Source organism: Stenotrophomonas maltophilia (assembly GCF_006974125.1).
GTDB classification, from domain to species: domain Bacteria; phylum Pseudomonadota; class Gammaproteobacteria; order Xanthomonadales; family Xanthomonadaceae; genus Stenotrophomonas; species Stenotrophomonas maltophilia_O.
The window spans coordinates 3,938,650-3,958,359 of record NZ_CP037858.1; the positions used below are offsets into that span (position 1 = coordinate 3,938,650).

At 65.5% G+C, this 19,710-nt stretch carries 19 protein-coding genes; 12 read left to right on the forward strand and 7 right to left on the reverse strand.

Features of this window, described 5'->3' with window-relative positions; translation table 11 throughout:
• Positions 1 to 13: 13 nt before the first annotated feature.
• From EZ304_RS18215 to ykgO, 4 genes are all read right to left on the reverse strand, one after another.
• Positions 14 to 901: a carbon-nitrogen hydrolase gene (locus tag EZ304_RS18215; protein WP_014646847.1), complete on the reverse strand. Its 888-nt coding sequence runs from the start codon at positions 899 to 901 to the stop codon at positions 14 to 16.
• Positions 902 to 1,060: 159 nt separating this feature from the next.
• The gene (locus tag EZ304_RS18220; protein WP_032130076.1) at positions 1,061 to 2,098 is read right to left on the reverse strand and encodes an agmatine deiminase family protein; all 1,038 of its coding nucleotides are present in this window, start codon (positions 2,096 to 2,098) and stop codon (positions 1,061 to 1,063) included.
• Positions 2,099 to 2,137: 39 nt separating this feature from the next.
• Positions 2,138 to 2,437 (reverse strand): hypothetical protein, encoded by a 300-nt coding sequence (locus EZ304_RS18225; protein ID WP_227837998.1) that lies wholly within the window; start codon positions 2,435 to 2,437, stop codon positions 2,138 to 2,140.
• A 176-nt stretch (positions 2,438 to 2,613) separates the two neighbouring features.
• Entirely contained in the window at positions 2,614 to 2,739 is a 126-nt protein-coding gene (gene ykgO / locus EZ304_RS18230; protein WP_005409283.1) for a type B 50S ribosomal protein L36, read from the reverse strand.
• A 197-nt stretch (positions 2,740 to 2,936) separates the two neighbouring features.
• Here ykgO and cmk point away from each other — a divergent pair, with 197 nt between their 5' ends.
• The 8 genes from cmk to galU all read left to right on the forward strand — a co-directional run bounded on the left by cmk (position 2,937) and on the right by galU (position 11,223).
• On the forward strand, positions 2,937 to 3,614 hold the full coding sequence (gene cmk / locus EZ304_RS18235) for a (d)CMP kinase (RefSeq protein WP_005409284.1): 678 nt from the start codon (positions 2,937 to 2,939) through the stop codon (positions 3,612 to 3,614).
• A 198-nt stretch (positions 3,615 to 3,812) separates the two neighbouring features.
• A complete protein-coding gene (gene rpsA, locus EZ304_RS18240; RefSeq protein ID WP_005409285.1) occupies positions 3,813 to 5,498 on the forward strand; it encodes a 30S ribosomal protein S1 in 1,686 nt (561 codons plus the stop codon).
• Positions 5,499 to 5,586: 88 nt separating this feature from the next.
• Positions 5,587 to 5,892 (forward strand): integration host factor subunit beta, encoded by a 306-nt coding sequence (locus EZ304_RS18245; protein WP_005409286.1) that lies wholly within the window; start codon positions 5,587 to 5,589, stop codon positions 5,890 to 5,892.
• A gap of 76 nt (positions 5,893 to 5,968) precedes the next feature.
• Positions 5,969 to 6,253 carry a LapA family protein gene (locus EZ304_RS18250; RefSeq protein WP_076739220.1) on the forward strand — a complete coding sequence of 95 codons (285 nt, stop codon included), beginning with the start codon at positions 5,969 to 5,971 and terminating at the stop codon, positions 6,251 to 6,253.
• Between the two features lie 6 nt (positions 6,254 to 6,259).
• On the forward strand, positions 6,260 to 7,438 hold the full coding sequence (gene lapB, locus EZ304_RS18255) for a lipopolysaccharide assembly protein LapB (RefSeq protein WP_049428020.1): 1,179 nt from the start codon (positions 6,260 to 6,262) through the stop codon (positions 7,436 to 7,438).
• 3 nt (positions 7,439 to 7,441) lie between these two features.
• The gene (locus tag EZ304_RS18260) at positions 7,442 to 8,431 is read left to right on the forward strand and encodes an MraY family glycosyltransferase (RefSeq protein WP_142807778.1); all 990 of its coding nucleotides are present in this window, start codon (positions 7,442 to 7,444) and stop codon (positions 8,429 to 8,431) included.
• Positions 8,432 to 8,434: 3 nt separating this feature from the next.
• The gene (locus EZ304_RS18265; RefSeq protein ID WP_185959193.1) at positions 8,435 to 10,348 is read left to right on the forward strand and encodes a polysaccharide biosynthesis protein; all 1,914 of its coding nucleotides are present in this window, start codon (positions 8,435 to 8,437) and stop codon (positions 10,346 to 10,348) included.
• Positions 10,345 to 11,223, forward strand: coding sequence for a UTP--glucose-1-phosphate uridylyltransferase GalU (gene galU / locus EZ304_RS18270; RefSeq protein WP_142807779.1), 879 nt, complete (start codon positions 10,345 to 10,347; stop codon positions 11,221 to 11,223). Before EZ304_RS18265 ends, galU begins: the two co-directional genes overlap by 4 nt.
• 456 nt (positions 11,224 to 11,679) lie before the next feature.
• Here galU and EZ304_RS18275 read toward each other — a convergent pair whose 3' ends face one another.
• The 3 genes from EZ304_RS18275 to EZ304_RS18285 all read right to left on the reverse strand — a co-directional run bounded on the left by EZ304_RS18275 (position 11,680) and on the right by EZ304_RS18285 (position 16,051).
• Positions 11,680 to 12,888: an acetyl-CoA C-acyltransferase gene (locus EZ304_RS18275; protein ID WP_108752874.1), complete on the reverse strand. Its 1,209-nt coding sequence runs from the start codon at positions 12,886 to 12,888 to the stop codon at positions 11,680 to 11,682.
• 98 nt (positions 12,889 to 12,986) lie between these two features.
• Entirely contained in the window at positions 12,987 to 15,359 is a 2,373-nt protein-coding gene (locus tag EZ304_RS18280; RefSeq protein ID WP_033834902.1) for a 3-hydroxyacyl-CoA dehydrogenase/enoyl-CoA hydratase family protein, read from the reverse strand.
• 26 nt (positions 15,360 to 15,385) lie between these two features.
• Positions 15,386 to 16,051, reverse strand: a complete 666-nt coding sequence (locus EZ304_RS18285) for a TetR/AcrR family transcriptional regulator (protein ID WP_142807780.1) — start codon at positions 16,049 to 16,051, stop codon at positions 15,386 to 15,388.
• A gap of 320 nt (positions 16,052 to 16,371) precedes the next feature.
• Between EZ304_RS18285 and ndk the strand changes: the two genes are divergently transcribed.
• From ndk to EZ304_RS18305, 4 genes are read left to right on the forward strand one after another with little or no spacing between them, the layout of a single operon-like run.
• Entirely contained in the window at positions 16,372 to 16,797 is a 426-nt protein-coding gene (gene ndk, locus EZ304_RS18290; RefSeq protein WP_008265389.1) for a nucleoside-diphosphate kinase, read from the forward strand.
• 10 nt (positions 16,798 to 16,807) lie between these two features.
• On the forward strand, positions 16,808 to 18,013 hold the full coding sequence (gene rlmN, locus EZ304_RS18295) for a 23S rRNA (adenine(2503)-C(2))-methyltransferase RlmN (protein ID WP_079221620.1): 1,206 nt from the start codon (positions 16,808 to 16,810) through the stop codon (positions 18,011 to 18,013).
• A complete protein-coding gene (locus EZ304_RS18300) occupies positions 18,000 to 18,785 on the forward strand; it encodes a tetratricopeptide repeat protein (protein ID WP_142807781.1) in 786 nt (261 codons plus the stop codon). The genes rlmN and EZ304_RS18300 overlap by 14 nt, the downstream gene beginning before the upstream one ends.
• 18 nt (positions 18,786 to 18,803) lie before the next feature.
• Positions 18,804 to 19,676, forward strand: a complete 873-nt coding sequence (locus EZ304_RS18305) for a RodZ domain-containing protein (RefSeq protein WP_099552920.1) — start codon at positions 18,804 to 18,806, stop codon at positions 19,674 to 19,676.
• Positions 19,677 to 19,710: the final 34 nt, after the last annotated feature.

A 19,710-nucleotide genomic window follows, 5' to 3' on the forward strand; every position in this document is an offset into this window, starting at 1 on the left:
GCGCGGCTCCGGCTCAGTCGATGTAGCGCTTGAGCAGGTCACCGTACGCGTCGATGCGACGGTCGCGCAGGAACGGCCAGATGCGGCGCACGTGCTCGCTGCGCTGCAGGTCGACATCGCACAGCAGCACGGTGGCCTCGGTGCCGGCTTCGGCCAGGAACTCACCCTGCGGACCCAGCACGTGGCTGTTGCCCCAGAACTGGATGCCCGACGCGCCCAGCGGCGAGGCCTCGTGGCCGACGCGGTTGCAGCTCAGCACCGGCAGGCCGTTGGCCACGGCGTGGCCGCGGTGGCTCAGCACCCAGGCATCGCGCTGGCGGGTCTTCTCGTCCTGCACGTCGTCCGGGTCCCAGCCGATCGCGGTGGGGTAGAGCAGCAGCTCGGCACCGGCCAGCGCCATCAGGCGCGCCGCTTCCGGGTACCACTGGTCCCAGCACACCAGCACGCCAAGGCGACCGACCGAGGTATCGATCGGCTTGAAGCCGATGTCGCCCGGGGTGAAGTAGAACTTCTCGTAGAAGCCCGGATCGTCCGGGATGTGCATCTTGCGGTACTTGCCGAGCAGCGTACCGTCCTTCTCGAACACCACCGCGGTGTTGTGGTATAGGCCGGCAGCGCGGCGCTCGAACAGCGAGCCGACCAGCACCACGCCATGCTTCTTCGCCAGCGCACCCAGGCGCTCGGTGCTCGGGCCCGGAATCGGTTCGGCCAGGTCGAATTCGTCCACCGATTCGTGCTGGCAGAAGTACGGACCGTTATGCAGTTCCTGCAGCAGCACCAGTTTCGCGCCCTGCGCAGCCGCCTCGGCCACGCGTGCTTCGATCACCGCCAGGTTGGCGGCGGCATCACCGTGGTTGCGCTCCTGGATCAGGGCGACGGTAAGGGGGCTGCGCGAGTTCATGCGGGGCGTTCCTGCGGGGGAAAACCAGCATGTTAGCGCGGATGGACGGCGACGGCGTGTCGCGCGCTGAATGGGTGCTGGGTAGTGCCGGCCGCTGGCCGGCAATCCCGTGGATCCATCAGGCAGTGCAGGGTTGCCGGCCAGCGGCCGGCACTACCGTCATGCCTTCAGCAACCCTGCCGGCAGCTGCATGGTGATGCAGTGCAGGCTGCCGTTCTGCCAGATCAGCGAACGGCAGGGCACCTGCACGATCTCGCGGCCCGGGTGCGCCTGGGCCAGCACGTCGCGGGCCAGGTCGTCGGCCGGATCGCCGTAGGCCGGCATCAGCACTGCGCCATTGACGATCAGATAGTTCGCGTACGACGCAGCCAGGCGGCGGCCTTCGTCGATCACCGGCTGTGCCCACGGCAGCGGGAACAGGCGGTACGGCTGGCCATCCTTGGTACGCAGCGCCGCAAGCTCATTGCCCATCGCCTGCAGTTCGGCGTAGTGCGAGTCGCTCTCGTCGTCGCAGGCCTGGTAGACGATGCTGTCAGCCGAGGCGAAGCGGGCGAGGGTGTCGATATGCGCGTCGGTGTCGTCGCCTTCCAGATAACCGTGGTCCAGCCACAGTACGCGGTCCTGCTGCAGCCAATCGGCCAGGTCGGCGCTCAGGCTGGCGCGGTCGCGGTCCGGGTGGCGCTCGTGCAGGCACTTCCAGGTGGTCAGCAGGGTGCCTTCGCCGTCGGTTTCGATGCCGCCGCCTTCCAGTGCGAACGGAATGCTGCGCACCGGCGCATCGTTGAACACACCGGCCTGGTCGAGCACGCCCACCAGCTGGTCATCCAGGGTGGCGTCGAACTTGCCGCCCCAGCCGGTGAAGCGGAAATCCAGCAGCTGGAACCCGCCGTCGGCACGGCGCAGGGTGATCGGGCCGGAATCGCGCAGCCAGGTATCGTCGTAGGCCGCCGTGGTGAAGTGGACCTTGTCCATGTCGATGCGGTTGGAGCGCAGCCGCATCTCGGCGTAGGTCTCCACATCATCGTCGGCCACGCAGATCAGCACCGGCTGGAAGCGGGTGATGGCCGCGACCAGGGCGATGTAGGTCTCTTCCACCTGGCCCAGGCGGTCAGCCCAGTCGGTATCGGCGGTGGGCCAGGCAATCAGGACGCCGCTCTGGGCTTCCCACTCGGCAGGAAAACGAAGGGTCTGGTTCATGGTCTCGCTACACAGGCCCGCCCACGGCGGGTAAAGGGATCAACGGATCGGCGGTTTCGGGCCGATTTCGTTCGGGTCCGCCTGGTTGGCCACCACGTCGATCACCTTCTGCTTCTCGAAGTAGACGGTGAACTGCGGGTACACCCAGCGGTTGATGGTCGGCCATTGCCGCTTCTGCCCGCCACGCGGCTGCAGCTGCTCGCTCGGCGCGCCGAACTGCGCCTGCACCTGCTGCATGCTCTGGCCGCGCACGGGCAGGGCGCCGGCCGGCTTCTCGCGGGCACGGTCGACAAGCAGGGTATCGGCCAGCGCCGGCGTGGCGGCGGCCAGGGTGGCCATCACGGCCAGGGCGGACAGGTAACGCTTCATCTCGATCTACTCCCCAGTGGTCAAGAAAGGCGATTACAGCGAAAACGGCAGGAAAAAGCCGCATAAACAAAAAACCGCCCGAAGGCGGCTTTTTGCATCGGGTCGGCCCCGCGTAGGGCCAGCCGCAGCCGCGAAGGCTGTTGGGCTTAGCGCTGACGCGCCTTGAAACGCGGGTTCGACTTGCAGATGACGAAGATCTTGCCACGACGACGCACGACCTTGCAGTCACGGTGACGGGCCTTCGCCGACTTCAGGGAGGACAGGACTTTCATGGCATACCTCGGCGTAAACAGTAGTTGTTCGGGTGGAGCGTGGCCGCGATATGCGAAAGACAATCGGCAGTTGACGCTCGTTCAAGCCCGCCATTCTACCGGGCTTTTCCTCGTGGTTTCAAGTGGTTGCACAAAAGATCCCGCTGGGGGCGTCTGGCAGGGGCTAGAATGACCCCTTCACACGCTCTGGGAACCCCATGAATCCACTCGCTCCCGTCCTGACCATCGACGGCCCTTCAGGGGCTGGCAAGGGTACCATCAGCCGCATCATCGCGCGCCGGATGGGCTGGCATTACCTGGATTCGGGCGCGCTGTACCGCGCAGTGGGCGTGGCCGCGAGCTGGGCAGACATCGACACCTCCGACGCCTCGGCGCTGGTGCGCTGCACCTTCGACACCCATGTTCAGTTTGTTGAACAGGGTGAGTCGATGCGGGTCATGGTGAACGGCACCGATGCCACCGACGAGCTGCGCCTGGAGACCACCGGCGCACTGGCCTCGGCCATCGCCGCCATTCCCGAGGTCCGGGCCGCCCTGAAGGAGCGCCAGCGCGCATTCAGGGAGCTGCCCGGCCTGGTTGCCGACGGTCGCGACATGGGCACGGTGATCTTCAAGGACGCCCCCTACAAGGTCTTCCTGACCGCCAGTGCCGAGGAGCGCGCCGAGCGCCGGCATAAGCAGTTGAAAGACAAGGGGGTTTCTGTTAACTTTGATGACCTCCTGCGCGAGATCATGGCCCGCGACGCCCGTGATGCTCAGCGTACCGTGGCGCCCCTGAAGCCGGCAGACGATGCTGTCCTCATCGACACCACAGGCATCGGCATCGATGATGTCGTTGCCCGAGTGATGGATCTGCTTCCGGTTCCGGCTGCCTGATCCGTTCGCGCGGGAGCACTGCCAGCAGCATCGGTGGTGGTCGCGCATAGCAGTGCTGTACCAGCTCCGTCGCGCAATGATGCGTGGCGGTTTTCCTACTACACACGACCTGCGTTTCCGGGGTCGACCAACAGGCGGGCGGTCGCCATTCCCCTGAAGGGGACGCCACCGACCCATGTGTCCAACAGAGTAAATCTAATGACCGAATCATTTGCCGAACTGTTTGAAGCCAGCCAGGCCAACCTGGCCAAGCTGAAGCCGGGCGCCATCGTCAGCGGTACCGTTGTTGAAGTCCGCGGCGACGTCGTGGTGATCAACGCTGGCCTGAAGTCCGAAGGCATCGTGCCGATCGAACAGTTCCGTAACGACGCTGGCGAAATCGACGTCGCCGAAGGCGACATCGTCAAGGTCGCCCTCGACTCGATCGAGAACGGCTTCGGCGAAACCGTCCTGTCGCGCGAGAAGGCCAAGCGCGCGATGGTGTGGGACGAGCTGGAAGAAGCGTTGGAAAAGAACGAAACCATCACCGGCCGCATCAGCGGCAAGGTCAAGGGTGGTTTCACCGTGGACATCAAGGATGTCCGCGCCTTCCTGCCGGGTTCCCTGGTCGATGTGCGCCCGGTGCGCGATCCGGCCTACCTGGAAGGCAAGGAACTCGAGTTCAAGCTCATCAAGCTGGACCGCAAGCGTAACAACGTCGTGGTCTCGCGCCGCGCTGTCGTCGAAAGCGAGCACTCGGAAGAGCGCGAGCAGCTGATGGACAAGCTGCAGGAAGGCGCGATCCTGAAGGGTGTCGTCAAGAACCTGACCGATTACGGCGCGTTCGTGGACCTGGGCGGTATCGACGGCCTGCTGCACATCACCGACATGGCGTGGAAGCGCGTGCGTCACCCGTCGGAAGTCGTGAACGTCGGCGACGAGCTGGACGTCCGCGTGCTGAAGTTCGACCGCGAGCGCAACCGCGTTTCGCTGGGCCTGAAGCAGCTGGGCGAGGATCCGTGGGACAACATCGGCCGTCGTTACCCGGCCAACAGCCGCGTCTTCGGCAAGGTCTCCAACGTCACCGATTACGGTGCGTTCGTTGAGATCGAGCCGGGCGTCGAAGGCCTGGTGCACGTCTCCGAGATGGATTGGACCAACAAGAACGTCAACCCGTCCAAGGTTGTCCAGGTTGGTGATGAAGTCGAAGTGATGGTGCTGGACGTCGATGAAGAGCGTCGCCGTATCTCGCTGGGCATGAAGCAGGTTGCCGCCAATCCGTGGGAAACCTTCGCTGCCACCCACAAGAAGGGTGACAAGGTGTCGGGCCAGATCAAGTCGATCACCGACTTCGGCATCTTCATCGGCCTGGACGGCGGCATCGACGGCCTGGTCCACCTGTCCGACATCAGCTGGAACACCACCGGCGAAGACGTCGTTCGCAACTTCAAGAAGGGCGATACCCTGGACGCCGTCGTCCTGGCTGTCGATCCGGAGCGCGAGCGCATCTCCCTGGGCGTGAAGCAGCTGGAGCAGGATCCGTTCGGCCAGTACATGGCTGCCAATCCGAAGGGCTCCAAGGTTGAAGGCGTGGTGAAGGAAGTCGACGCCAAGGGCGCGATCATCGAGCTGGCTGACGGCATCGAAGGTTACGTCTCGGCTCGCGACATCGCCAACGAGCGCGTTGACGACGCCACCCAGCACCTGAAGGTCGGCGACAAGATCGAAGCCAAGTTCGTGGGCATGGACCGCAAGGGCCGTACCCTGCAGCTGTCGATCAAGGCCAAGGATGACGCGGAAATGCGCGAAGTGCTGGAGGAATACCAGTCCTCTTCGGCTTCGAGCGGCACCACCCAGCTGGGCGCGCTGCTGCGTGCACAGCTGAACGGCAACAAGTCCGAGTAATCGGCCTTACGCTGTTTGTTGTTTCCTGGACGGCCCGGGCTTCTGCCCGGGCCGTTTCAGGCTGAGATGCCCCTGATGTGAGCCGGTAATGACCAAATCCGAACTGATCGAAATCCTTGCGCGCCGCCAGGCGCACCTGAAGGCCGATGATGTCGATCTGGCGGTGAAGTCGTTGCTGGAAATGATGGGCGGTTCGCTGTCCGCCGGGGATCGCATCGAAATCCGTGGTTTTGGCAGCTTCTCGCTGCACTATCGTCCGCCGCGCCTGGGTCGCAACCCGAAGACCGGCGAATCGGTTGCCCTGCCGGGCAAGCACGTCCCCCATTTCAAGCCGGGCAAGGAACTGCGCGAGCGGGTCAGCAGTGTGCTGCCGCTGGACGCCGATCCGGCCTGAGCCTCCGTCGCGCCACCGCGTGCGAATCCAGCCGCGGGTCGGATAAGCTACGGACTCCTGCCACTGGAGCTGTCGCATGAAGGTCTTTCGTCTGCTGGTCCTGCTGGCGGTCCTGATCCTTGGGCTGATCATTGGTGCGGTCAACATGACCGCGATGTCGATCAACCTGCTGTTTACCCAGTTGAATACCTCTGTCGGCGTGGCGCTGATCGCGGCCCTGCTGATCGGTGTCATCGTCGGTGCCGGCCTGGTACTGGTGAGCGTGGTCATTCCGCTCTACGGTCAGCTGCGCCGTGCCAACAAGTCCGTGGCGGCAACGCCGGCTGCGGGTGTTTCCCCCCAATCTTTTGATGGACGCTGATCGAAGATGGATTTCGTCACCGAGTGGCTGTGGTTTTTCCTGTTCGTTCCGCTGGCCGCACTGGCCGGGTGGGTGATCGGCCGGCGTGGTGGCCAGCGCCACGGTGACAACCAGGTCAGCCGCCTGTCCAGCACCTACTTCCGTGGCCTGAACTACCTGCTCAACGAGCAGCCGGACAAGGCCATCGAACTGTTCCTGCACATCGCCGAGCTGGACAAGGAAACCTTCGAGACCCAGGTCGCGCTGGGCCACCTGTTCCGCCGCCGCGGTGAAGTCGACCGCGCCATCCGCCTGCACCAGGGGCTGGTCAACCGCCACGACCTGAGCGACGCGCAGCGCGTGCAGGCCCTGCTGGCGCTGGGCGAGGACTACATGAAGTCCGGCCTGCTGGACCGCGCAGAGACCGTGTTCACCGAGCTGGCACAGCTCGACCAGCGCGCCCCGCAGGCGCTCAAGCACCTGATCGGCATCTATCAGGCCGAGCGTGACTGGGAAAAGGCGATCGACAACGCCACCCGCTTCGAAGACGTCACCGGCGAGCCGATGGGCAAGCTGATCGGGCAGTTCGAATGCGAACTGGCTGAACGCTTCCGCGGTGCCGGCAAGCTGGAAGAGGCGAGGGCGGCGATCGCCCGCGCCTACCAGGCCGACGCCATGTCGGTGCGCGCCGGCATCATCGAAGGTCGCCTCGAGACGGATGCGGGCAACGCTGAAGCCGCGGTGCGTGCATTCGAACGTGCCGCGCGCAACGACCCCGAGTACCTGCCCGAGCTGCTGCCGGCGTTGATGGAAAACTATCGCAAGGTCGGCGACCTGGGCGGCGCACGTGCGTTCCTGTCGGAAATGACCGAACACTACCGTGGCATCGCCCCGGTGCTGGCCCTGACCCGGCTGATGGAAGAGCAGGAGGGCGTGGCTCCGGCCCGGGCCTACCTTGGCCGCCAGCTCAAGGATCGTCCGTCGGTGCGTGGCGAATCCGCGCTGATCGACCTGACCCTGGCCGAGGGCGCCGATTCCACTGCGACCCTGCATGACCTCAAGCACATCACCGACCAGCTGCTGGTGCGCAATCCCGCTTACCGCTGCACCCGTTGCGGGTTCGGTGCGCGCACCCACCATTGGCAGTGCCCGAGCTGCAAGGAATGGGGTACGGTCAAGCCACTGCTGAACTACGCGGTGCTCTGATCCATGCCGTGGCTCGTGATGGGCGCGCTGCTGGGGCTGGCCCTGCTGAGTGCGGGGCTGACCTGGGCGGCACGGGGTTATGCCCTGCGCCAGCAACTGATGGACCAGCCCGGCGAGCGTCGCAGCCATAGCGTGGCGACGCCGCGCGGTGGTGGTATCGCCATCGTCATCAGCCTGCTGGTCACCGCCGGTGCAGCGATGTGGGTCTGGCCTGAATCGACACCGAGCCTGCTGGTGGCCAGCCTGGGCCTGGTTCTGGTGGCGGGCATCGGCTGGTGGGACGACCACCGGCCGTTGCCGGCCATGCGCCGCCTACTGGTGCACTTCATTGCCGCCGCGCTGCTGGCCGCCCTGGTCAAGGTGCACGGTGGAAGCTGGTTGCTGGCCGGGCTGGTGCTGGTATTCACCGCCTCGTTGATCAACATCTGGAACTTCATGGATGGCATCAACGGTATTGCCGCCAGCCAGGCCATTGTTGTCGCACTGGGTCTGGCGCCGGTGCTGCCCTGGCCGTACTCGCTGGCGGCGGTGGCACTGGGCCTGGCCTGCCTGGGTTTTCTGCCATTCAATTTCCCGCGGGCCCGGATCTTCATGGGTGATGTCGGAAGTGGCGCGCTGGGCTATGCAGTCGCCGTCGTCCTGGCCATCGCTGCGGTGCGTACCGGCATCAACTGGATCCTGCTGCTGGTGCCGGCTTCGGCGTTCCTCGTGGACGCGGGCTTCACACTGGCGGCGCGCATCATTTCCGGACAACGCTGGATGGAACCCCATACCCAGCACGTCTACCAGCGGGCGGTGCAGGCAGGAGCCAGCCACGCCCAGGTGACAGGGATGTACTTTGCTTTGGGCCTGTTCAGTATTACAGTGCTTAATGTCTGCTCCAAGTTGCAGCCGAGGTGGGAGGCTGTCGTGGCGATCGCGTGGTTCAGTGCGCTGAGCGTCCTTTGGCTCTTCCTGCGCAATGGATTGCGTCACCGACAAGGAATTACCTGACTTATGGCTTCACCCTGGCGGGACAGAATCCTCGGCCTGATGCCGCGTTCGGCCATCGTCTGCCACGACCTGTTCATGGTCTGGGCATGCTGGCAGCTGCTCCATGCCGGGCGGTACTCGATCCTCCCCAACGCGCCCGCGCTTCCGCTCTGGAATGTCGACACCACGCTGGTGCTGCTGCTGCAGGGCCTGGTGTTCTGGCGCGTGGGCCTGTATCGCGGGCTGTGGCGTTTCGCCAGCGTCAGTGACCTGCTGAACATCTTCAAGGCCAGCTTCATCGGCCTGGTCGGCATCGTGCTGGTGCTGATGTGGAAGCGTTTTGACGGCGTGCCGATGTCGGTGCTGGTGATCTATCCGTTCGCGCTGTCGGCGCTGCTGGGCGCGCCGCGCCTGCTGTACCGGGCCTGGAAGGACTACCAGGCACTGCAGTCGGATTCGAGCGCGCGCCGCGTGCTGATCCTGGGTGCCGGGCAGGCCGCCGAGACCCTGGTCCGAGATCTGCGCCGTTCCGGCAACTTCGAGCCGGTTGGCCTGCTGGACGACGCACCGCACCTGCGCGGCGCCAAGCTGCAGGGCCTGCCGATCCTGGGCAGCCTGGATGATGCACCGTCGGTGGTCCGCGAGACTGCAGCCAAGTTGCTGGTGATCGCCATGCCCTCGCTGGATGCCGCGGGCATGCAGCGGGTGGTCGCCATCTGCGAAAGCACCGGCGTGCCATTCCGCACGGTGCCCAAGCTGAGCGACATCCTGCAAGGCCAGTCGCTGCCCGGCCAGCTGAAGGAAGTGGCGATCGAGGACCTGCTCGGCCGCAAGCCGATCACCCCGGACTGGAACCTGATCCGCGGCTGGTTGGGCGGGCGCACCGTGATGGTTACCGGTGCCGGCGGCTCGATCGGCTCGGAGCTGTGCCGCCAGTGTGCGCGCCACGGCGCCGGCCGCATCATCCTGCTGGAGATCAGCGAACTGCTGCTGCTGACCATTGAAGGTGAGCTGCGCCGCAGCTTCCCCGATATCGAGATCGAAGCAGTGCTGGGTGATTGTGGCGATCCTGCGGTGATCCGCCATGCGCTGTCGCTGCATCCGGTCGACACCGCGTTCCATGCTGCCGCTTACAAGCATGTGCCGGTGCTGGAGCGGCAGCTGCGCGAAGCCGTGCGCAACAACATCCTGGCGACCGAGAACGTGGCCCGTGCCTGCCTGGAGGCCTGCGTCGAGCATTTCGTGTTCATCTCCACCGACAAGGCGGTCGACCCGGTCAACGCGCTGGGTGCCAGCAAGCGCTACGCCGAGATGATCTGCCAGAGCCTGGACCAGAAGTCCACGCATACCCGTTTCGTTACCGTGCGCTTCGGCAATGTGCTGGCCTCGGCCGGCAGCGTGGTGCCGCTGTTCCGCGAGCAGATCCTGCGTGGTGGGCCGGTCACGGTCACCGACCCGGAAGTCAGCCGCTACTTCATGACCATCCCCGAGGCCTGCCAGTTGATCCTGCAGGCAGCGGCCTCGGCCTCGCACGGTGCGATCTATACGCTCGACATGGGCGAGCCGGTGCCGATCCGGCTGCTGGCCGAGCAGATGATCCGTCTGGCGGGCAAGCAGCCGTACAAGGATGTGCAGATCATCTACACCGGCCTGCGTCCGGGCGAGAAGCTGCACGAGACGCTTTTCTATTCGGATGAGGATTACCGCGCCACGGCGCATCCGAAGGTCCTTGAGGCCGGCGTGCGCATGTTCTCGCGCGATCTGGTGCTGGGCAACGTCCCGCGCCTGCGCGAGGCAGTCTGCAGCTACGACACCGAAACCATCAAGGAAGTCCTGTTCGCGACGATGCCCGAATTCTCGCCAATCGAACAGGATGCTTACATTTCATCCGCTAAAGTCGTGCCCTTTCCGGCACGCGAGGCCAACAGGCACCAATGAGCAAGCGAATTCGCAAAGCAGTTTTCCCGGTCGCAGGTCTGGGGACGCGTTTTTTGCCAGCAACCAAGACCGTGCCGAAGGAGATGTTGCCGATCATTGATCGGCCGCTGATCCAGTACGCGGTGGATGAAGCAATCGAGGCGGGCTGTGACACGCTGGTGTTCATCACCAACCGTTACAAGCATGCAGTCGCCGACTATTTCGACAAGGCCTACGAGCTGGAACAGAAGCTCGAGCGCGCGGGCAAGCAGGAGCAGCTGGAACTGATCCGTCACGTGCTGCCCAATGGCGTGCGCGCAATCTTCGTGACCCAGGCCGAGGCGCTGGGCCTGGGCCATGCGGTGCTGTGTGCCAAGGCCGTGATCGGTGACGAACCGTTTGCGGTGCTGCTGCCGGACGACCTGATCTGGAGCCGCGGCGAGGGTGCGCTGAAGCAGATGGCCGATCTCAACGAAGCCAGTGGCGCCAGCGTCATTGCTGTTGAGGATGTGCCGCACGACAAGACCGCCAGCTATGGCATCGTCGCGACCGAGGCCTTCGATGGTCGCAAGGGCCGCATCTCGCAGATCGTGGAGAAGCCGAAGCCGGAGGACGCACCGAGCGACCTGGCGGTGGTCGGCCGCTACGTGCTGAGCCCGAAGATCTTCGAGCTGCTGGAACAGACTGGCAGCGGCGCGGGTGGCGAGATCCAGCTGACCGATGCGATCGCGCAGCTGCTGAAGACCGAAGAGGTCGATGCCTACCGATTCGAGGGCACTCGTTTCGACTGCGGCACGCACCTGGGGCTGGTGGAGGCGACGATCCGCTTCGCGCTGGACAACCCGAAGCTGGCTGGCCCGGCGCGGGAGAAGCTGACGGCGATGTTGGCGGAATAAGGTTTATCAAGCGCTCCGTTCGCGCTTTGATTGATACGTGATGGGCGGGACGGGTGGGCCTTTGCAGGACACGCCGTAAACCCGTCCATGGGGGCTCGGTCGCCGCATCCATGCGGCGAACGGTCCTGCAAAGGCCCACCCGCCCCGCCTGTCATGTTTCCTGCGGGCGCGGACGGGAAGGGCGGAATCAAAGGCAGAAGCACAAGCAAAAAAGGCAGCCTATGGCTGCCTTTTTCGTTTCCAGAGCAGAGGCATCCACGCATGGCGTGGATCTACTGCCTTTGCTCATCCCTCCGCCGCGGGGAGGCTGGAAGGGCCGGGTTGGCAGGGCTGCCCGGGACCGTTGGCGCCATGGATGGCGCCATCGAGCCCCCATGGATGGGTTCACGGCGTGTCCCGGGCAGCCCTGCCAACCCGGCCCACGCCATGAAGCCCAACGAGGCAACGCTTTGAACCTTACAGCGCCTCGAAAATGCCCGCCGCGCCCATGCCGGTGCCGATGCACATCGTCACCATGCCGTACTTCTGCTGGCGACGACGCAGGCCGTGCAGCAGGGTGGCGGTACGGATCGCACCGGTCGCACCCAGCGGATGGCCCAGGGCGATCGCGCCGCCCAGCGGGTTGACCTTGCTCGGGTCCAGGCCGCAATCACGGATCACCGCCAACGACTGCGCGGCGAATGCTTCGTTCAGCTCGATCCAGTCCAGCTGGTCCTGGGTCAGGCCGGCCTGCTTCAGGGCCTTCGGGATCGCGGCGATCGGGCCGATGCCCATCACTTCCGGGCGCACGCCGGCCACCGAGAAGCTGACGAAACGGGCCAGCGGGGTCAGGCCGTAATCCTTGATCGCCTGCTCCGAGGCCAGCAGCACCGCACCTGCACCATCGCTCATCTGCGACGAGTTACCGGCGGTGACGGTGCCGCCGAACTGGCCGTTGCGGAACACCGGGCGCAGCTTGGCCAGGCCTTCAGCGGACGAATCCGGGCGCGGGCCTTCGTCTGTGTCGGCGATCTTGTTGCGGGTGATGATGCGCTGGCCATCGGCCAGGTCCGGCAGGTGCGAGACGATCTCGTACGGGCTGATCTCGTCCTTGAACTCGCCGTTCTGGATCGCGGCCATCGCCTTCTGGTGCGAGGCCAGGGCGAAGGCGTCCTGCTCTTCGCGCGAGACCTTCCACTCTTCGGCGACCTTCTCGGCGGTGATGCCCATGCCGTAGGCGATGGCCACGTGGTCGTTGTCGAACACGCTCGGTGCCATCGCGATCTTGTTGCCCATCATCGGCACCATCGACATCGACTCGGTGCCACCGGCCAGCATCAGGTCGGCGTTGCCCAGGCGGATCGCGTCGGCGGCCTGCGCGACGGCCTGCAGGCCGGAGGAGCAGAAGCGGTTCACGGTCTGTGCGGCGATGGTGTTCGGCAGGCCAGCCAGCAGCACGCCGATGCGCGCCACGTTCATGCCCTGCTCGGCTTCCGGCATGGCGCAGCCGATGATCGCGTCATCGATGCGGTTGACGTCCACGCCCGGGGCCTGCGCGACGACGCTGCGCAGCACGTGCGCAAGCATGTCGTCGGGGCGGGTGTTGCGGAACATGCCCTTGGGCGCCTTGCCGACCGGGGTGCGGGTGGCGGCGACGATGTAGGCGTCCTGGATTTGCTTGGTCATTGCAGTGATCTCTCGAATAGGTTTTGCCGGTGTGCCCACCAGGGTGGGCATCTACCAGAGGCAGTGGGATGCCGGCCGCAGCCGGCACCCGCCATCAATCAGTTACGCAGCGGCTTGCCGGTCTTCAGCATGTGCGCGATGCGGGCCTGGGTCTTTTCCTGCTGGGCCAGTTCGACGAAGTGCTTGCGCTCCAGGGTCAGCAGCCACTCTTCGTCCACCAGGGTGCCGCGGTCGACCTTGCCGCCGCACAGCACGGTGGCGATGCGCTCGGCGATCTCGTAGTCGTACGGGCTGATGAAGCGACCTTCCAGCATGTTGACCAGCATCATCTTGAAGGTGGCGATGCCCACGTCACCGGCGACCTGGATGCGGCGTGCCGGCAGCGGCGGGCGGTAACCGGCTTCGGCCAGGGCGCGGGCTTCAGCCTTGGCGATGTGCAGGGCCTCGTAGCTGTTGAACACCACCTTGTCGGTGCTGCGCAGCAGGCCCAGTTCCTTGGCGTTGACGGCCGAGTTGGACACCTTGGCCATCGCCACGGTCTCGAAGGTCTTCTTCAGTTCGGCGAACACGTCACCGCCCGGACCGGCTGCCTGCGAGGCACGCACGGCCAGTTCCTTCAGGCCGCCACCGGCCGGCAGCAGGCCGACGCCGGCCTCGACCAGGCCGATGTAGCTTTCCAGGAAGGCCACGGTCTTGGCGCTGTGCATCTGGAACTCGCAGCCGCCGCCCAGGGCCAGGCCGCGCACGGCAGCCACCACCGGCACCAGCGAGTACTTGATGCGCTGGCTGGTGCGCTGGAAGTTGGCGACCATCTCTTCGAACTGGTCGACCTTGCCGGCCTGCAGCAGGCCGAGCGCACCGGCCAGGTCGGCACCGGCGGAGAAGGGTTCCTTCTGCTGCCAGATCACCAGGCCCTGGAAATCCTTCTCGGCGCGGCTGACGCATTCCTGCAGGCCATCGAGCACCTGGTCGGACACGGTGTTCATCTTGGTCTTGAAGCTGACCACGGCGATGCCGTCGCCGTCGTGCCACATGCGCAGGCCGTCGTTCTCGAACACGGTCTCGCCCGGCGCGAACTTTTCGCCCAGCAGCGGATCCGGGAAGCGCTGGCGCTGGTACACCGGCAGCGACGAGCGCGGCAGCTTGGCGTTGCGCGAGGGGCTGTAGCTGCCTTCGGCGGCATGCACGCCGTCGCGGCCATCGAACACCCAGTCCGGCAGCGGCGCGTTGCTCATGCTCTTGCCGGCCACGATGTCATCGGCGATCCACTGCGCGACCTGCTTCCAGCCGGCGGCCTGCCAGGTTTCGAACGGGCCCAGCGACCAGCCGTAGCCCCAGCGGATGGCGAGGTCGACGTCGCGCGCGGTCTCGGCGATGTCGGCCAGGTGGTAGGCGCTGTAGTGGAACAGGTCGCGGAAGGTCGCCCACAGGAACTGCGCCTGCGGATGCTGGCTCTCGCGCAGCTTGGCGAACTTCTCGGCCGGGTTTTTGATCTTCAGGATCTCGACCACTTCCGGCGCGGCAGCGCGATCGGCCGGGCGGTAGTCCTGCTTCTCCAGGTCCAGCACCACGATGTCCTTGCCGACCTTGCGGAAGATGCCGGCGCCGGTCTTCTGGCCCAGTGCGCCCTTGGAAATCAGTGCATCCAGCCACTTCGGCGACTTGAAGAACTCATGCCACGGGTCGTTGGGCAGGGTGTCGCCCATGGTCTTGATGACGTGCGCCATGGTGTCCAGGCCGACCACGTCGGAAGTGCGGTAGGTAGCCGACTTCGGGCGGCCCACCAGCGGGCCGGTCAGGCCGTCCACTTCATCGAAGCCCAAGCCGAACTGCTGGGTGTGGTGGATGGTGGACAGGATCGAGAACACGCCGATGCGGTTGCCGATGAAGTTCGGGGTGTCCTTGGCGTACACCACGCCCTTGCCCAGGGTGGTGACCAGGAATGCTTCCAGGCCTTCCAGCACGGCGGCGTCGGTGGTGGTGGCCGGGATCAGCTCGGCCAGGTGCATGTAGCGCGGCGGGTTGAAGAAGTGCACGCCGCAGAAGCGGTGGCGCAGCTGCTCGGGCAGCACATCGGCCAGCTTGTTGATGCCCAGGCCCGAGGTGTTGGAGGCCAGCACCGCGTGGTCGGCCACGAACGGCGCGATCTTCTTGTACAGGTCCTGCTTCCAGTCCATGCGCTCGGCGATGGCCTCGATGATCAGGTCGCAGTCCTTCAGCTGCTCCAGGCCCGACTCGTAGTTGGCCGGGGTGATGGCTTCGGCCAGCGACTTGCTGGCCAGCGGCGCCGGGCTCAGCTTGCCCAGGTTGGCGATCGCCTTCAGCACGATGCCGTCGGCCGGACCTTCCTTGGCAGGCAGGTCGAACAGCACGGTGTCGACGCCAGCATTGGTGAGGTGGGCGGCGATCTGGGCACCCATGACGCCGGCACCCAGCACGGCGGCGCGGCGGACTAGCAGGGAATTGGACATGGTGTAGGGCCTTTGTTGGTCAGCAGTTACTGGGTGGAATCAAGGGAAGCGGGCAGGGCGCTGGCGCGTGCGGCGGCGCGGAACCCGGCTTCGGCGAAATGGATCAGTTCGTGGGCGGCATGGGCACGATGCGCCGCTTCGGTGACACCGGCGGGACGCTTGATCAGCCCGAAGTCGGCCATGGCATAGGTGAGCGAGCCGGCCAGGAAATCCAGGCGCCAGTACAGCTCTTCCTTGCTCAGGTCGGGCGCGCATTCGGCAATCGCCTTGCCGAACGCACGCAGCACGTGGCCGTAGTGGTCGGACAGGAACTTGCGCAGATTGTCGTTCTTCTCGGCGTAGGCGCGTGCGATCACGCGCACGAAGGCGCCGCCGTTCTGGCGGTCCTGGGCCAGTGCCAGCGCCGGCTCGACGAAGGCGGCCAGCACCGGGCGCAGTTCGCCGGGGTGTTCGCTGCGGGCGCGCTCGAGCTGCGACAGGCGGGCACCGGTCATCTCGTCCATGCGGCGGCGGAACACCTCGTTGACCAGGTTTTCCTTGGAACCGAAGTGGTAGTTGACCGCGGCGATGTTGACGTCGGCCTGGCTGGTCACCTGGCGCAGCGAGGTGCCGGCGAAGCCGTGCTGGGCGAACAGCTCCTCGGCGGCACCGAGGATCCGGTCCTTGGTCGAGAAGTGGGCGGGTTTGGCCATCGGCGGGCAGACCTTAATCAAACGATTGTTTGATACTAGAACCAGACGGTGGCGTATGGCATTTTGCAGTGCAGCAAAACCGGCCGGGCGGTTACAGGGGATTCAGTAGTGCCAGCCCATGGCTGGCAACCCCCAATCCTGAATGGGAGCCCCGGGACCGCAAACGCCGGGCATCAGGCCTGCCAGCCATGGGCTGGCACTACTGAGTGGGATCTCTTACAATTCGCCTACGTTTATCAGGCTAAGCCCGCGTCCCGACGCGGGTTTTTTTCATGTTACCCTTCGGGCCATCAGCGGCCCGATTCCATTGGAGACATCCCATGGCGCTGGAGCGCACCCTTTCGATCATCAAGCCGGACGCCGTTGCCAAGAACGTCATCGGCGAAATCTACGCCCGCTTCGAGAAGGCCGGCCTGAAGGTCGTGGCCGCCAAGTACAAGCAGCTGTCGCGCCGTGAAGCCGAAGGCTTCTACGCCGTGCACCGCGAGCGTCCGTTCTTCAACGCGCTGGTCGAGTTCATGATCTCCGGCCCGGTGATGATCCAGGCCCTGGAAGGCGAGAACGCCGTCCTGGCCCACCGCGACCTGCTGGGCGCCACCAACCCGAAGGAAGCCGCTGCGGGCACCATCCGCGCCGACTTCGCCGAATCCATCGATGCCAATGCCGCCCACGGCTCGGACTCGGTCGAGAATGCCGCGATTGAAATCGCCTACTTCTTCGCCGCCACCGAAGTCGTCTCGCGCTGAGAGTAATGCCGTGAACGAGGTCGTACAGTCCCCCGCCATCCAGCCGCTGCCGAAGTCGGCACCCACGGCTGGCAAGCAGAACCTGCTCGACCTCGATCGCGCGGGCCTGGAGAAGTTCTTCGTCGAGGTTCTCGGCGAGAAGAAGTTCCGTGCCCATCAGGTGATGAAGTGGATCCACCATCGCTACGTCACCGATTTCGATGAAATGACCGACCTCGGCAAGGTCCTGCGCGCCAAGCTGCAGGCCCATGCCGAGGTGCTGGTTCCGAACATCGTGTTCGACAAGCCCTCCGCCGACGGCACCCACAAGTGGCTGCTGGCGATGGGCGTGGATGGCAAGAACGCCATCGAGACCGTGTACATCCCGGACAAGACCCGCGGCACGCTGTGCGTGTCCTCGCAGGTTGGTTGCGGCCTGAACTGCACGTTCTGCTCCACCGCCACCCAGGGCTTCAACCGCAACCTGACCACCGCCGAGATCATCGGCCAGGTGTGGGTTGCCGCACGCCACCTGGGCAACGTGCCGCACCAGATGCGCCGCCTCACCAACGTGGTGATGATGGGCATGGGCGAGCCGCTGATGAATTTCGACAACGTCGTGCGCGCCATGAGCGTGATGCGCGACGACCTGGGCTACGGCCTGGCCAACAAGCGCGTGACCCTGTCGACCTCCGGCCTGGTGCCGCAGATCGATCGCCTGTCCACCGAGAGCGACGTGTCGCTGGCGGTGTCGCTGCATGCGCCGAACGACGCGCTGCGCGAGACGCTGGTGCCGCTCAACAAGAAGTACCCGATCGCTGAGCTGATGGCCTCGTGCGCACGCTACCTGCGCGCCAACAAGCGCCGCGAATCGGTCACCTTCGAATACACCCTGATGAAGGGCATCAACGACAAGCCCGAGCATGCCCGCGAGCTGGCCCGCCTGATGCGCCAGTTCGACAACGCGGTGCAGGCCAAGGATTCGGGCAAGGTCAACCTGATTCCCTTCAACCCGTTCCCGGGCACCCGCTACGAGCGTTCGGAAGAAGCGCACATCCGTGCCTTCCAGAAGATCCTGCTCGACAGCAACGTGCTGACCATGGTCCGCCGTACCCGTGGCGACGACATCGACGCCGCCTGTGGCCAGCTCAAGGGCCAGGTGATGGACCGCACCCGCCGCCAGGCGGAGTTCAACAAGACGCTGCAGGCGGGGAAGGGGAGCGATGCCGCGGCCTGACCGCCTCTGGCTGGTTCTGTTCGCAGGCGTGCTGGCCATTGCGGTCGGCGGCTGCAAATCCCATCCCAAGGCCAAGCTTGGCCCGAGCGAGGCGCCGGTCTACTCCGTCCGTGATCCGGAAGGGGTGCGACAGCAGGTGCGTTGGCAGGAGTTGCTGACCTTGGCCGGCCGCGACATCCAGGGCGGTAATCTCGATGCTGCCGAGCGCAAGGCGCGCGAAGCCCAGAAGCTGGTGCCGACGGCCCCCGACGGCCTGGTCCTGCTTGCGGGCATCGACGAGCGTCGCGGTCGCAGCCAGCAGGCCGGCGAGAACTTCCGCAAGGCTGCCGAGCTTGCGCCGCAACGCGGCGACGTGCTCAACAACTATGGTGCCTGGCTCTGCCAGCAGGGTCAGGCGGCCGAATCGCTGATCTGGTTCGATCGTGCCCAGCGGGCGCCGGGCAATCCCGCCGTAGCCGAAGCACAGGCCAACGCCGGCAGCTGTGCGCTGGATGCAGGCCAGTTCGAACGTGCCGGGCGCGACCTGCGCGCGGCGCTGGCGACACTGCCCGGCAACCCGGTCGCATTGGAGGCCATGGCCCAGCTCAGCTTCCGCCAGGGCCGCTACATGGAGGCCCGGGCCTTCGCCGAACGTAGGATTGCGGCTGCACCCGCAACGCGTTCCGTGTTACAACTTGCGTCTCAAATCGAAGCGCGGCTGGGGGATAGGGCGGCATCTGACCGCTATCTCCAGCGGATTCGACAGGAATTTCCGCAGGAAGCGGGCTCCTAACTCCAGGGTTGATGCATTGTGATTGATGACCAGACTGTGAGCGCTCTCGAGACTGCGGCCGGCTGCGGCACCCGCCTGCGCCAGGCCCGTGAAGCGGCCGGACTGACCCTTGAGGATGTCGGCTCGCGCCTGCGCATGCCGGTCCAGGTGGTCAAGTCGCTGGAAGAAGAGCAGTGGCAGAAGCTGGGGGCGCCTGTATTCGTGCGCGGCCAGCTGCGCAGCTACGCGCGCCTGCTTGATGTCGATGTGAGCCAGCTGCTCGAGCAGGCACAGGTGGGGCCGGTAGTGCCGCCCACCCTGGTCAGCCATACCCATACCCCGCGTGCGCGCCGCATTGCCGAGAATCTCGGCCGGCGCGTGCTGTACGTCGGCATCACCGCCGTGCTGGCCGTGCCGGTGTGGTTCGCCACCCGCGGCCATTTCGATGGCAGTGCCACGCCGTCGCCGAACACCGCCTCGCTGGACGCGATCCCGGCCGCTGTGCCGGTGGCCCCCTCCGCTGCGGGTGTCGAGCCGGCAGCCCCGGTTGAAGTCGCCAGTGCCCCGGCCAGCAAGCCGGCCGCAACCCCGTATGTCGCTTCGCTGTCGCCGGTGCCGCGTTCGGCACCCACTGCGCCCGTTTCCGCCAATACGCTGGAGATGCAGTTCAGTGGCGACAGCTGGGTCGATATCGGTGGTCCGGACGGCGCCACCGTCGAAAAGGCGCTGATCAAATCCGGCGAGAGCCGCAGCTTCACGCCGGGCCAGGTGACCCGGGTGACCCTGGGCAACGCCTCGGCGGTCCAGGTTCAGCAGAACGGCGCTATCGTCGATCTGACCCCCTACCAGCGAGCCAACGTGGCACGCTTTCAGGTATCCTCTGAAGGCTCCGTAGTCCCGGTTTCGCACTGAGGCGCGGTTTCACCACCTTCGATTAAACCCAATG